Raw genomic sequence first — 13,426 nt, forward strand, 5'->3', positions numbered from 1 at the left:
CATCGTCGTCTAGGGATCTGCTCGCCGTGGGGCCGCGGGCGATCCGTCGCCCGGCCCCGCCAAGGAGCGTTTCCCATGGCCCAGGCCCTCAGCCTCGGGATCGATTTCGGCACCACCAACACGGTGGTGGCCCTCGCAGCCCCCGGTGAAGCGGCGCAACTGGTGAAGTTCCCCGCCCCCGAGCGGGAGATCTTCGCCTTCCGCTCGGCGCTCAGCTTCCACGCCCCGCCCGAGCGGCTCTCAGAACGCACCGTGGAGGCCGGCCCGTGGGCGGTGGAGGCCTATGTGGAGGACCCGCTGGAGACGCGGTTCATCCAGTCGTTCAAGACCTTCGCCGCCTCGGAGTCCTTCACCGAGACGCAGATCATCGGCCGCCGCTACCTGTTCGAAGACCTGCTGTCGGCCTTCCTGCTCCGCCTGCGGGAGCACGCGGGGCCTGCGATGGCGGATCTGCCGGGGCGGGTGATCGTCGGCCGTCCGGTGAACTTCGCCGGGGCCTCGCCCAATCCGGCCCTGGCCCTGTCCCGCTACGAGGCGGCCTTCGCGCGGCTCGGCTTCACCGAAATCCTCTACGCCTACGAGCCGGTCGGGGCCGCCTTCTTCTTCGCTCGCGAACTGGACCATGACGCCACCGTCCTTGTGGGCGACTTCGGGGGCGGCACCAGCGACTTTTCGATCATCCGGTTCCACCGCGAAGGCGGCGAGATCCAGGCCGCGCCCCTCGGCCGCTCCGGGGTGGGGGTGGCCGGAGACGCCTTCGACTACCGGATCATCGACCACCTGGTCTCCCCTGAGCTCGGCAAGGGATCCGCCTACAAGACCTTCGGCAAGGTGTTGCCGATCCCCAACCGGTACTACTCGGCCTTCGCCCGCTGGGATCAGCTCGCCCTCATGCGTGCGAGCCGCGACATGCGCGAGATCCGCCGGCTGGTGCGTGAGGCGGTCGATCCGGAAAAGCTGGAACGGCTGGTGGAGGTCCTGGACGAAAACCTCGGCTACCAGCTCTACCGCTCGGTCTCGTCGCTGAAGGAAGCCCTCTCCGCCGATGAAACCGCGCAGTTCCGCTTCGCCGCAGGCTCCATCGAGATCGTGCGAAATGTCGGCCGAGCCGAGTTCGAGAGCTGGATCGCCCCTGAGCTGGGCCTGATCGAGACCGCCGTCGACGAGGCCCTGGCGGCCGCGGGCCTTGCGCCGGACCAGATCGACCGGGTGTTCCTCACGGGCGGCTCGTCGCTGGTTCCGGCCGTGCGCCGGATCTTCCATCGCCGCTTCGATCCCCTCCGGATCGCGGCCGGGAGCGAGCTGGAGTCGATCGCCTCGGGCCTGGCGCTGATGGGCTGGGAGCGGGACCTGTCGCGCTGGACGATGCGGCCATGAGGTCGCGTTGACTCCCCACCGCGTGCGGGTATTTTCCGCGCCGTCCGCGTGACTGGCGATGGAGGTGGGCGACCACCGGGGAGCGCGGACCTCGAACGCCGCTCGCCTGGGCATCCCTCCTGACCAAGAGAGACGCCGTGCCCGCCGCTCCCGACTTCCCGCCCGCTCCCGATCGCGTCGCCGTCCGGCGCGCCCTGATCTCGGTGTCCGACAAGACCGGCCTCGTCGAAGCCGCCCGCGCCCTGGCCGACATGGGCGTCGAGCTGGTCTCGACGGGCGGCACCAAGGCGGCGATCGCGGCCGCGGGCCTGGCGGTCAAGGACGTGGCCGACCTCACCGGCTTTCCCGAGATGATGGACGGGCGGGTCAAGACCCTGCACCCGGTGGTGCACGGCGGGCTCCTCGGCGTCCGCGACGCGCCCGAGCACCGCAAGGCCATGGACGCGCACGGCATCGGCGCCATCGACCTCGTCTATGTGAACCTCTATCCCTTCGAAGCGACCGTGGCGAAAGGCGGCGACTTCGCCGCCTGCGTCGAGAACATCGACATCGGCGGACCGGCGATGATCCGTTCGGCCGCCAAGAACCATGGCTATGTGGCGGTCTGCACCGAACCGGCGGACCTGGAGGAGGTCCTGGCGGCGCTGAAGGCCGACGGCGCCACCGCCCTGGACCTGCGCAAGCGCCTGGCCGCGCGCGCCTACGCCCGCACCGCCGCCTACGACGCGGCCATCTCCACCTGGTTCGCCGGCCAGCTCGGCGAACAGGCGCCGCAGCGCCGCACGATCTCGGGCGAACTCGTCCAGACCATGCGCTATGGGGAGAACCCCCACCAGAAGGCGGCCTTCTACCGCACCTCCGAGGCCCGCGTGGGGGTGGCGAACGCCCGCCAGTTCCAGGGCAAGGAGCTGAGCTATAACAACATCAACGACACCGACGCCGCCTTCGAGCTGGTGGCCGAGTTCGAACCGCATGCGGGTCCGGTCTGCGCCATCATCAAGCACGCCAATCCCTGCGGGGTCGCCAGCGGCGCCACCATGGTCGAGGCCTACCAGCGCGCGCTCGCGTGCGATCCGACCAGCGCGTTCGGCGGCATCGTCGCCCTCAACCGGACGCTCGACGCCGCGACTGCAACCGAGATCCTGAAGCTCTTCACCGAGGTGGTGATCGCGCCCGACGCCGACGAGGACGCCGTCGCCCTGTTCCGCAAGAAGAAGAACGTGCGCCTGCTGACCACCGGCGGCCTGCCCGACCCGCTGGCCCCCGGCGAGACGTTCAAGTCGGTGGCCGGCGGCTTCCTCGTGCAGAGCCGCGACGACTCCCGGCTGACCGCCGCCGACCTGAAGGTGGTGACCAGGCGCGCCCCGATGCCGGAAGAGGTGCGCGACATGCTGTTCGCCTTCACCGTCGCCAAGCACGTGAAGTCCAACGCCATCGTCTACGCCCGCGAGGGCCAGACGCTCGGCATCGGCGCCGGCCAGATGAACCGGAAGGACTCGGCCCGTATCGCCGCCCTGCGGGCCGCCGACTTCGGCCTGGATCTGAAGGGTTCGGCCTGCGCCTCGGAGGCGTTCTTCCCGTTCCCCGACGGCTTGATCCAGGCGGCCGAGGCTGGCTGCACGGCGGTGATCCAGCCGGGCGGCTCGATCGGCGACGACAAGGTGATCGAGGCCGCCGACGCCCACGGCGTGGCCATGGTGTTCACCGGCCTACGGGTTTTCCGCCACTAGCGGCCGGCGGGACGGGCGCTATCTACGCCGTCCCTTGGCCGGAGCGCTCGCCAGCTCGCGCAGGGCGGCGTTGGCGATGGTGAGCTTAGCGAACGACCACCCGCCGCCGGCCGACTCGATCTCGTCCACCGTTCGCCGGGCGGCCTCGGCCGCGTCCCGCCGCAGGGCCGCCCAGGAGGCGACGGCGGCGCGGGCGGCGTCTGCGTTTTCCCCCGCCTGGGCGTCGCCGGCGAACTCCATGACCGCCTTGGTCAGCGCCGACTGCTCGGCCAGCAGATCCTCGACGAGGCGGCGCACGGCGGTGCGCTCGAAATGGTCGCCGGCGCGGTAGGCGCCCACCGCCGCCCGAAGTCGGTCGAATGCGAAGGCTGAGCCCGTCGCGTGGTAGAGCCGCGCCACCTCGGCCAGGCCCCAGCTCGAGCCTTCGGCCAGGTCGACGAGATCCGACGTCACCGTCATCGACTGCAGCGCCGCTGCGGCCATGGCGAGGTCCGTTGGCGCGCCCGCTTCGACCAGGGCTGCGGCGGCGGCCTCGACGCCGGCCCGCTCGGTGTCGGACAGGATCGCCGGCGTCAGCGGCGCGAGAATCTTTCGGGCCGGGCCGTAGCGTGCGACCAGGGAGCTCACGGTGGCGCCGGTCCGCGAAGCCCGCCGCGCCAGCCAGAAGGTCTCGCCCCGCAGCGCCGCGGTCAGACGACGGAATAGGAGCATCTGCGCCCTGGCCGGGACCTTTCCGTCGAGCTCGGCCACCGCCGTCCAGAACTTCGGCAGGCCGAGCACCGCCTTGGCGGCCTCGTAGCCCGTAACGAACGCCCGTACGTCGCAGGCCGCCGCCGTCATGAGCCGCGTCGGGAAGCTTGGCCCGCACCTGTTGACGGCGTCGTTGGCGACGACGGTGGCGATGATCTCGCGACGCAGCCGGTGACGGCGGATCGCATCGGCGTACTTGCGCAGCGGCTTGGGGAAGTAGGCCTCAAGCAGGGATTCGAAGAACGGCTCCTCGATGGCGCTGCTTTCGACCACCTCGGCGGACAGCTCGAGCTTGCCATAGGCCAAGAGCACGGCCAGTTCGGGCCGGGTCAGGCCGACGCCGGCCTGGGCTCGCTCGGCGATCACCTTGGCGTCGGGCAGACCTTCCACCGAGCGGTCCAGGCGCCCCTCGGACTCGAGCCGGGCCATGAAGCGCGCATGCGGCTCCAACTCCCCTGCGCTGTCCATCTCCAGCAGCGAAAGCGCCAGGGTCTGGTCGTAGTTGTGGGCGAGGACGTGGCTGGCCACCTCGTCGACCATGGAGCGCAGGAGCTTGTCGCGGGCCTTGCGCGTCAGCACGCCGTTGCGCTCCAGAGCCCCGGTCAGGATCTTGATGTTGACCTCGTGGTCCGAGGAATCGACGCCAGCCGAATTGTCGATGGCGTCGGTCTCGACACGGCCGCCGGCGAGGGCGAACTCAATGCGCCCGGCCTGGGTCAGGCCCAGGTTGGCGCCTTCACCGACAACCTTGACCCGAAGGTCGCGCCCGTTGACCCGCACCGCGTCGTTGGCCTTGTCCCCGACGTCCGGATTGGATTCGCCGGCCCCCTTCACATAGGTGCCGATGCCGCCCAGGTAGAGGAGCTCCGCCGGGGCCTTGAGGATGGCGCTGATCAGCTCGGCGGGGGTCAGCGCCTCGGCCGTCACCCCCAGCATCGCCTGCACCTGCGGAGAGAGCGGTACGGACTTGAGCGTGCGTGCGAAGACGCCGCCGCCGGGGGAGATCGCCTGGCGGTCGTAGTCGTCCCACGAGGAGCGGGGCAGGGCGAACATCCGCGCGCGCTCGGCGTAGGAGGCCGCCGGGTCGGGATCCGGGTCGAGGAAGATGTGGCGGTGGTCGAAGGCCGCCAGCAGCCGAGTCTGCCGCGACAGCAGCATGCCGTTGCCGAAGACGTCGCCGGACATGTCGCCCACGCCCACCACGGTGAAGGGCTCGGCCTGGATGTCCTTGCCCATCTCGCGGAAGTGGCGCTTGACCGCTTCCCAGGCGCCGCGGGCGGTGATGCCCATCTCCTTGTGGTCGTACCCGGCCGAGCCGCCCGAGGCGAAGGCGTCGTCCAGCCAGAAGCCGTAGGACTCGGCCACGCCGTTGGCGATGTCGGAGAAGGTCGCCGTGCCCTTGTCGGCCGCGACCACCAGATAGGGGTCGTCCCCGTCGTGGGCGATCACCCGCTCGGGCCGCACGACCTGGCCGTCCGGGGTCAGGTTGTCGGTGATGTCGAGCAGGCCCTGAAGGAAGGTGGTGTAGGCGCGGACGGCCTCGGCCCGCACCGCGTCCGGCGCCCCGCCCTTGGGCAGTTGCTTGGGATAGAAGCCGCCCTTGGAGCCGACCGGAACGATCACGGCGTTCTTGGTCTGCTGAGCCTTGGCTAGGCCCAGCACCTCCGTGCGGAAGTCGTCGCGGCGGTCGCTCCAGCGCAGGCCGCCGCGGGCGACGGGGCCGAAGCGCAGGTGCACGCCTTCCACGTGCGTGGCCCACACGTAGATCTCGCGGAACGGCTTGGGCGCGGGCAGGTCGGCCAGCTCGCGCGAAGCCACCTTGAAGGAGATGTAGGGCTTGGGCGCTCCGTCCTCGCCGGTCTGGTAGAAGTTGGTGCGCTGGATCGCCTGGACCAGCAGGGCCAGGCGGCGCAGCACGCGATCCTCGTCGAGGCTGTCGACCCGCTGCAGGGCTTCGAGGATCTGCGCCATCACCGCATTAGCCTGGGCCTGGCGGTCGGCCAGCTCGGCGTGCAGGGCCGGATGGAAGCGAGTGCGGAAGAGATCCAGGATCAGTCGCGCAACGCCTGGATGGGCTGCGAGCGCCTCTTCCTGGACCCTCTGGGAGGGGTCCAGTCCCGACTGCTGGCGATAGCGGGCGAGGGCGCGGATCAGCGCCGCCTCGCGCCAGGAGATCGACAGCTCCAGCACCAGGCGGTTGAATCCGTCGCTCTCGGTGCGCCCGCTCCAGATGGCGACGAAGGCCTCCTCGAAGGCGTCCTTGACCTCGGCGAACACCAGGTGCTCTCCGCGCTCGTCGCGCAGTTCGAACTCGTGCACCCAGACCGGCGCCTGGCCGGCGGGCCTCACCGGGTGTCCGGACTCGGCGATGGCCTTGAGGCCCATGTGCTCCAGGATCGGCAGCACGTCGGCGAGCGGCGCGGGCTGGCCCTGGCGGTAGAGCTTGAAGCGGAACTGTAGGGCCGTGTCGTCCGGCCGGCGGAAGGCGCGCACCCGGACCGGCTCGTCGGACCCGAGGTCGTCGATCGCGGCCACGTCCGCCAGGGCCTCGGCGGCGTCATAGCGCTCGCGATAGCCGGCGGGGAACGCCTCGAAGTAGCGGGTAAGGGTCTTGGTCACCTCCTCGCGCAGGCGGCCGCTGTCGCGAACGGCCGCCTCGAAGTGGTCGCCCCAGGTGCGCGACAGCTCGACGATCTCGGCCTCCACGGCCTTGAGGTCTGCGTCGGCGTGCAGGCCCGGGGTGAAGCCGATGATGTAGTGGATGCGCGCCAGCGGGGCGTCGGAGAAGAATGGATAGGCCGCCGACACGCGGCCGCCGTAGGCTTCGGCGAGCAACCGGCCAGCCTTGGTCTGAAGCTCGGAATCGTAGCGGTCCCGCGGCACGAACAGCAGGACAGAGGCGAATCGGTCGTAGGGATCGCGCCGTTCGAACAGCCGCACCCGCGGTCGGTCGAACAGGTGCAGAACGGCCAGGGCCTGGGCGAGGAGCTCGTCCTCGCTCATCTGGAAGACTTCGTCGCGCGGATAGTTCTCCAGGATGTTGTGCAGGCGCTTGGCGTTGTGGCTGCCTGGCGTCTTGCCGGCGCGCAGCAGCACGTTGCGCACCTTGGCGCGGATCAGCGGCACGTCCTCGGTCGGCTCGTCATAGGCTTCCGAGGTGAACAGGCCCACGAACCGCACCTCGCCGGCGGGCCGGCCGTCGGCGCCGTAGCGCTTGACCCCGATGTAGTCCATGTAGCCGCGACGGTGCACCCGCGAGCGCAGGTTGGCCTTGGCCACGGTCACGGGCGAATCCAGCTCCAGGCGGCGCCGAAGCTGGGCCGTGAGCAGGGCCGGCTCATTGGTGCGGCGCAGGACCCGGCGCTCGGGGTCGCGCAGGACGCCCAGGCCGTCCTGGGGCTGGAACAGGGGTTCTTCGGCCGCATAGTCCCCGTCGGCCAGGCGCGGATACTGGTAGACCCGCGCGCCCAGGAAGACGAAGTGCTCCTCCTGCAGCCATCGCAGGAACGCGATGTCCTCGCTGAGCGCCTCGCCCTTGGGTCCGTCGGCCTCCAGCTCGGCCACGGTTCGCGACATCAGGTCCAGCATCGACTGGAAATCCCCGACGGCGGCGCGCACGTCCGTGAGGGCTTCGGCCAGGCCGCCCAGAAGCACCGGCTCGCGGTCGGCGCCCACCCGCTCGAGGATCACCTGGATCATCGATTCCCGACGCTGCGTTCCCTGGGGCGTGCGTTCGCCCGCACGGTCGCGCCCGACGGTGAGCAGGGGGTGGAACATCGCGCGTACGGAGTAGCCCTGGGCGCTGATCTCGCCCATGACGCTGTTCACCAGGAAGGGGCTGTCGTCCTGCACCACCTCCAGACGGTCCAAGCCCGCCGCCTCGCCGCCGATCACCGGCACGATGCGCATCATCGGCCCGCGGCCCTTGCGTCGGGCGGCGAACTTCCAGAAGTCGGCCAGATTGGCGGCGAGGTCGTCGACGGACAGTTCCGGCAACTCGTCGGGCGCGGCGTCCTCGGCGGCCTGGCCCACGAACAGGCGCGCCGCCTCGTCGAGGTCGGCGCCCAGGCGGGTTTCGAAGGCTTGGATAAGGGCTTGGGCGGGGCGGCCCGCGGCCCGCTTCACGACGGCTTTGCGGGTCATGCGCGCCTCGCTTCACTCAACAGCGTCGGACAAACGAGAACGCCGCCGGAGGAGAGAGTCCGGCGGCGCCTGGCTCCGCCGTGGGGGGGGCGGCGGAGCGCTGGGGGCTCGTTACGTCCGCCGTCGCGAAAAGCGGACGTCGAGACATCCGGCTGCTTGGGGACCGGATAAGCCATAGATAGGGAGCGCGCTCTCAAGTTTAAGACTCTCGCTTTGAAGATCGTGCGGACGGCCTGCGGCGGGGCGTCGCGGGCGTGCGGGCGGGCTGGCCGGGGCGGTCGTCGTCGGAACTCTTCAGGGGTTGGCCGTCGGCGGAGAGCAGCACCGCCACCCATCGCGCCCCCTCGAACTGAGCCAGCACGACCATCGCCATCACCGTCAGCGGCGTGGACAGGAACATGCCCACCGGCCCCCAGATCGCCCCCCAAAACGCCAGGGACAGCAGCACCACCACGGGGTCGATGTTCAGGCTGTCGCTCTGCATGCGCGGCTGGATAACGTTGCCGACGACGAACTGGATCGTCTGCAGCACCGCCAGCAGGATCACCGCCGGCCAGATGGTGGGAAACTCCACGAGGGCGAACAACGGCGGCGCGGCCACGCCGACGACGCCGCCGACGATCGGGATATAGGAGGCGATGAAGATCAGGAACGCCCAGAAGACGGCGTTCTGCAGGCCGAGCACCTGCATGGCGATCCACGAGCCGACGGCGATCATCAGGCCGGTGACCGTCTGCACCCAGAGATACTGCTCCACGCCGTTGCGGATGCGCAGGAACGCTTCGGTCGCCTCCCGGCGTTCGCCGCGGTCGGGGAACAGCCCCATCACCTTGCGCTCGAAGCCCCTGCGCGAAGCCAGGATGAAGCCGAGGTAGATCAGCACGAAGATGGCGTCCGAGGCGAAGCCCTGAAGCCCGCGCGCCAGTTCGCCCAGGTATTGCTTGGGGTTCAGCTCCAGGAAGAGCTGTCCGACCGTCGGCGGCACCTGCACGCCGGCCAGGGCGGCGGCCTGGGCGATCAGGGCGTTCAGGCGCGGAGTGTAGTCGACAAGCTGGCTGAAGAACGCGGTGGCGTTGTCGGCGATGATGAATGCGGCCACCCCGAACAGGCCGACGGACACGAGGATCGCCACCGGGAGCACCGAGGCGACGGGCAGCACGGGCGCGACCCGGCGGATGCCTCGCGCCAGACCGTCGATCATCACCGCCAGGAACACCGCCAGCGCCAGGGGCGTGAAGATGCCGTGCAACAGGTAGAGCACGGCGCCGCAGGCGATCACCGCGAGGATCACCAGGGCGTTGCGCGATACGGCGGAGGGCTGGACGGTCATGGGACGGTCGATTCGTTGCGATCAGTCCTAGAGCGAAACGTCGGCCGCTTGAACAGAATTTGCCGATGTCGCCGCAACGACAGGTGATTGATTCCGCATCGATCCGGATGCGTGGGAGACCGTCCCCTTACCTGAGGCCGGTAAAGGGAGTGTACGCGACCCCGCAGAGAAAGCCGTCCGGGCCTGCGGCGAGGGTCGGCGCCGCCCGCAGGACGCGAGCCTGTCGCCGCGGGGCGCGGGTGTAAAGCGCGACCGCGACCAGCTTCTTGCGGTGGATGCCGACGCACGGCGCCGCTAGCTTGGCGGCGAAGCAGAGGAGATGCGCATGGCGGGCGAGAACGGCGTGCTGATCGGCTATTCCGACCATCCGGAGCTCCTGCTCCTGAACCGGGCCAACCGGCACGGCCTCGTCGCCGGCGCGACCGGCACCGGCAAGACCGTGACGCTGCAGATCCTGGCGCAGGGCCTTTCGGACGCCGGCGTGCCGGTGTTCGCCGCCGACGTGAAAGGGGACCTCTCCGGCATCTCCCAGCCTGGGACGCCCAACGAGAAGTTCCAGGCCCGAGCCGCCAAGATGGACCTGACGCTCGATCCGGCCGCCGCCCCGGTGATCTTCTGGGACCTGTTCGGCGAGCAGGGCCATCCGATCCGCGCCACCGTCTCGGAAATGGGCCCCCTGCTGCTGTCGCGCATGCTGGAGCTCAACGACGCCCAGGAAGGCGTGCTGACCGTGGCCTTCCGCGTCGCCGACGAAGAAGGCCTTCTGCTCCTGGACCTGAAGGACCTGCAAGCGGCCCTCACCTTCGTAGGGGAGAACGCCCGCGAGATCGGCGCGCGCTACGGCAACGTCTCTCCCGCCACCGTCGCGACCATCCAGCGCAAGCTTCTGGTGCTGGAGGACCAGGGTGGCGCCAACATGTTCGGCGAGCCGGCCCTGGCGCTATCGGACCTGATGCGGGTGGACGGCTCCGGCCGCGGCTATGTCAGCATGCTGGCGGCCGACCGGCTGATCGCCTCGCCGCGGCTCTACGCCACCTTCCTGCTGTGGCTGATGAGCGAGCTCTTCGAGGAGCTGCCCGAGGTGGGAGACCCGGACAAGCCGCGACTGGCCTTCTTCTTCGACGAGGCGCACCTCCTGTTCCGCGACGCGCCGAAGGGGCTGATCGAGAAGATCGAGCAGGTGGTGCGGCTGATCCGCTCCAAGGGGGTGGGGGTCTACTTCGTCACCCAGAATCCGGCCGACATCCCCGACACGGTCCTGGGGCAGCTCGGCAACCGTATTCAGCACGCTCTGCGCGCCTACACCCCCGCCGACCAGCGCGGGCTGAAGGCGGCGGCCGACAGCTTCCGGCCGAACCCGGCCTTCGACACGGCCGAGGCGATCCAGGCCCTGGGCGTCGGCGAGGCGCTGGTCTCGGTGCTCGACCCCAAGGGCGCGCCGACGGTCGTGCAGAAGACGCTGGTGCGCCCGCCGGCGTCTCGCCTGGGACCGATCCTGCCCGGAGAGCGGGCCGCGACCATGGCCGCCAGCCCCGTGAAGGGCCTCTACGACCAGACCAAGGACAGGGAATCGGCGTTCGAGCTGCTGAAGGCCCGGGCCGAGCAGGCGGCCGACGCCAAGGAGGAGGCCGAGGCCCGCGCCCAGGCGGACAAGGAGGCCGCCGCGGACGCGGCGGTGCGCGAACGGCAGGCGCGGCGCACCGAGCGGCTGCCTTCCGCAAGCCGGGCGCCGTCCCGGCGAAACTCCAACCGCCAGTCCATGGGCGAGGCCTTCGCCAAGTCGATGCTGCGCACCATCGGCAATCAGGTCGGCCGCGAGCTGATCCGCGGCGTCCTGGGCGGCCTGCAAAAAAGCCGCCGGTGAACCGGCGGCTCAAGGCGTGAAAGGACTGCGTGCGCCGACCCCGAATGCGATCCGGGGCCGGCGCGGACCTGCTTAGCGCGGGGCCATGCGGATGGCGCCGTCGAGACGCACGTCTTCCCCGTTGAAGTAGGGGTTGGTGATCATCTCCAGCGCCAGGGAGGCGTAGTCCTCGGCGTTGCCGAGGCGCTTGGGGAACGGCACCGAGGCGGCCAGGGCTTCCTTCACCTGCGGCGGGGCCGCGTTCATCAGCGGGGTGTTGAAGATGCCCGGCAGGATGGTGTTCACGCGGATGCCGTCGCCGGACAGGTCGCGGGCGATCGGCAGGGTCATGCCGACGACGCCGCCCTTGGAGGCGGAATAGGCCGCCTGGCCCATCTGGCCGTCCTCAGCCGCGACCGAGGCGGTGTTGACGATGGCGCCGCGCTCGCCGTCGGCCAGCGGCTCCAGGTCCAGCATGCCCTTCGCCGACTTGGCGATGCAGCGGAAGGTGCCGACCAGGTTGATCTGGATGATCAGGTTGAAGGCGTCGAGCGGGAAGTGCTTGGTCTCGCCCGTCTTCTTGTCGCGGCTGGCGGTCTTGATCGCGTTGCCGGTCCCGGCGCAGTTCACCAGGATGCGCTCCTGGCCGTGCGCCGCGCGGGCCTTGGCGAAGGCCGCGTCGACATCCTCTTCGGAGGTGACGTTGCACTTGCAGAACACGCCGCCCACCTCTTTGGCGACGGCTTCGCCCTTGGCTTCGTTCATATCGAAGATGGCGACCTTGACGCCTTTGGCCGCGAGGGCGCGGACGGTCGCCTCACCGAGGCCGGACGCCCCGCCGGTGACCACCGCGGCGACGGATGAATTGAGTTCCATGGACGCTACGCCTCCCAATGCGTTTAATGGGGCTAGAAGAGGAGCATCGCTTTAGCCCGATGACCGCGGACTCAAAAGCGTCACCCCACGTCAACGCCGGCGGATTTAATCCGCGCGACACGCTTGATCCGTCGCGGGCGCTGGTTCCGGCGGTGGTGCAGGTCAACGAACAGCGCGTCGCGCGGGGCTTCTGGCCCAAGATGCGGCGGGTCGCCCGCAGGATTCCCTTCGCCGCCGACCTGGTCTCCATCTGGTACTGCGCGCGCGATCCGGCGACCCCCTCCACCGCCAAGGGCCTCATGCTGGCGGGCCTGGCCTATTTCGTGGTGCCGACCGACGCCCTGCCGGACGTGCTCACCCTGGTCGGCTTCACCGACGATGCGGCCGTGATCGCCGTGCTCCTGAGCCTGGTGGGCAAGCACGTGAAGCCGCATCACAAGGACGCCGCCCGCGAATTCCTGGACCGCGCCGGGGAAGACTGAGACGCGGCGCTACTTCGCGCGCCGCGCCAGGTGCTGCTCGCGCCAGGTGATGAACAGGGTCGAGGCCACCACCACCCCGGCGCCGGCCAGGGTCCAGGCGCTGGGAATCTCGTGGAACAGCAGCAGGCCGGCCGCGGTGGCGAACACCAGGCGGATGTAGTCGATCGGCGCCATAGCGCCGGCGTCGCCGATGGACATGCCCTTGATGTAGCAGCCCTGGGTGAGGGTCCCCATAACGCCCATGAGGCAGAGCAGGAACAGGTCCATAGGGGCCGGCCAGCGCCAGACGAAGAGGGCGGGGGGCAGGGCGAAGACCAGGCCCAGGGTCGCCGACCAGACCAGCAGCACCATGGGGCTGTGGTCGCGGGTCATCACCTTCATGCCGGTGACGGTGAGGGCGAATAGCAGCGAGGACGCCAGCATGGCCAAGGCCGGCACGCCGATGGCGAAGCTCCCGCCGGCGCCGGGCCGGATCATCAGGAGCACGCCGAGAAAGCCGACCACCGCCGCGCCGATCCGCAGAGGACCCACGCGCTCGCGCACCACGAAGGCGGCCAGCGGCACCAGCCATAGCGTGCGCGTGAAGGAGAGCGCGTTGGCGTCGGCGAGCGGCATCTTCTGGAAGGCGTAGAACGACAGGATCACCCCGAGAGTGCCGGCGCTGGCCCGGAAGATCAGGATCCAGGGCCGGGTGGTGGCGAAGGCGGCGCTGCGCCGCTGGATGATCACCGGCGCCAGCACGATCAGGCCCGCCGCCTGCCGGTAGAAGGTCTGCAGCGCCGCCGGGTAGTCGTCGCCCAGGAACTTGATCAGCGTCGTCATCGCGGTGAAGCCGACGGCCGAGGCGAGCATCCAGAGGGCGCCGTGCACGTTCGGCGCGAGCCCGGGCCGGGGT

General features: G+C 70.0%; 8 protein-coding genes and 1 riboswitch. Of the genes, 4 read left to right on the forward strand and 4 right to left on the reverse strand.

What is annotated here, in order from left to right:
- Positions 1-75: 75 nt before the first annotated feature.
- Both ACK4YQ_RS04530 and purH read left to right on the forward strand, forming a co-directional pair.
- Positions 76-1,377 (forward strand): Hsp70 family protein, encoded by a 1,302-nt coding sequence (locus ACK4YQ_RS04530; RefSeq protein WP_409608709.1) that lies wholly within the window; start codon positions 76-78, stop codon positions 1,375-1,377.
- 38 nt (positions 1,378-1,415) lie between these two features.
- Positions 1,416-1,496: riboswitch (ZMP/ZTP riboswitch) on the forward strand.
- Between the two features lie 18 nt (positions 1,497-1,514).
- Complete coding sequence (gene purH, locus ACK4YQ_RS04535) at positions 1,515-3,107, forward strand: bifunctional phosphoribosylaminoimidazolecarboxamide formyltransferase/IMP cyclohydrolase (RefSeq protein WP_409608711.1); 1,593 nt, start codon at positions 1,515-1,517, stop codon at positions 3,105-3,107.
- Between the two features lie 18 nt (positions 3,108-3,125).
- Here purH and ACK4YQ_RS04540 read toward each other — a convergent pair whose 3' ends face one another.
- Positions 3,126-8,000, reverse strand: a complete 4,875-nt coding sequence (locus tag ACK4YQ_RS04540; RefSeq protein ID WP_409608713.1) for an NAD-glutamate dehydrogenase — start codon at positions 7,998-8,000, stop codon at positions 3,126-3,128.
- A 199-nt stretch (positions 8,001-8,199) separates the two neighbouring features.
- Entirely contained in the window at positions 8,200-9,330 is a 1,131-nt protein-coding gene (locus ACK4YQ_RS04545; RefSeq protein ID WP_409608715.1) for an AI-2E family transporter, read from the reverse strand.
- Between the two features lie 325 nt (positions 9,331-9,655).
- Here ACK4YQ_RS04545 and ACK4YQ_RS04550 point away from each other — a divergent pair, with 325 nt between their 5' ends.
- Positions 9,656-11,194 (forward strand): helicase HerA-like domain-containing protein, encoded by a 1,539-nt coding sequence (locus ACK4YQ_RS04550; RefSeq protein WP_409608717.1) that lies wholly within the window; start codon positions 9,656-9,658, stop codon positions 11,192-11,194.
- Positions 11,195-11,266: 72 nt separating this feature from the next.
- Here ACK4YQ_RS04550 and ACK4YQ_RS04555 read toward each other — a convergent pair whose 3' ends face one another.
- Positions 11,267-12,049 carry an SDR family NAD(P)-dependent oxidoreductase gene (locus ACK4YQ_RS04555; protein ID WP_409608719.1) on the reverse strand — a complete coding sequence of 261 codons (783 nt, stop codon included), beginning with the start codon at positions 12,047-12,049 and terminating at the stop codon, positions 11,267-11,269.
- A 59-nt stretch (positions 12,050-12,108) separates the two neighbouring features.
- Between ACK4YQ_RS04555 and ACK4YQ_RS04560 the strand changes: the two genes are divergently transcribed.
- Positions 12,109-12,531, forward strand: coding sequence for a YkvA family protein (locus tag ACK4YQ_RS04560; protein ID WP_409608721.1), 423 nt, complete (start codon positions 12,109-12,111; stop codon positions 12,529-12,531).
- Between the two features lie 9 nt (positions 12,532-12,540).
- On the opposite strand, the gene ACK4YQ_RS04565 is transcribed toward ACK4YQ_RS04560, so the two are convergent.
- On the reverse strand, positions 12,541-13,383 hold the full coding sequence (locus tag ACK4YQ_RS04565) for a DMT family transporter (protein WP_409609524.1): 843 nt from the start codon (positions 13,381-13,383) through the stop codon (positions 12,541-12,543).
- Positions 13,384-13,426: the final 43 nt, after the last annotated feature.

Origin of the sequence: Phenylobacterium sp. (assembly GCF_046291545.1) — a bacterium.
Taxonomy (GTDB): Bacteria; Pseudomonadota; Alphaproteobacteria; order Caulobacterales; family Caulobacteraceae; genus Phenylobacterium.

What these genes read in the sequence shown, in the direction of transcription:
- ACK4YQ_RS04530 (WP_409608709.1), top strand. Translation starts at nt 76, where the DNA reads ATGGCCCAGGCCCTCAGCCTCGGGATCGATTTCGGCACCACCAACACG.
- ACK4YQ_RS04540 (WP_409608713.1), bottom strand. Translation starts at nt 8,000, where the DNA reads ATGACCCGCAAAGCCGTCGTGAAGCGGGCCGCGGGCCGCCCCGCCCAA.
- ACK4YQ_RS04545 (WP_409608715.1), bottom strand. Translation starts at nt 9,330, where the DNA reads ATGACCGTCCAGCCCTCCGCCGTATCGCGCAACGCCCTGGTGATCCTC.
- ACK4YQ_RS04550 (WP_409608717.1), top strand. Translation starts at nt 9,656, where the DNA reads ATGGCGGGCGAGAACGGCGTGCTGATCGGCTATTCCGACCATCCGGAG.
- ACK4YQ_RS04555 (WP_409608719.1), bottom strand. Translation starts at nt 12,049, where the DNA reads ATGGAACTCAATTCATCCGTCGCCGCGGTGGTCACCGGCGGGGCGTCC.
- ACK4YQ_RS04560 (WP_409608721.1), top strand. Translation starts at nt 12,109, where the DNA reads ATGACCGCGGACTCAAAAGCGTCACCCCACGTCAACGCCGGCGGATTT.
- ACK4YQ_RS04565 (WP_409609524.1), bottom strand. Translation starts at nt 13,383, where the DNA reads ATGCTCGCCTCGGCCGTCGGCTTCACCGCGATGACGACGCTGATCAAG.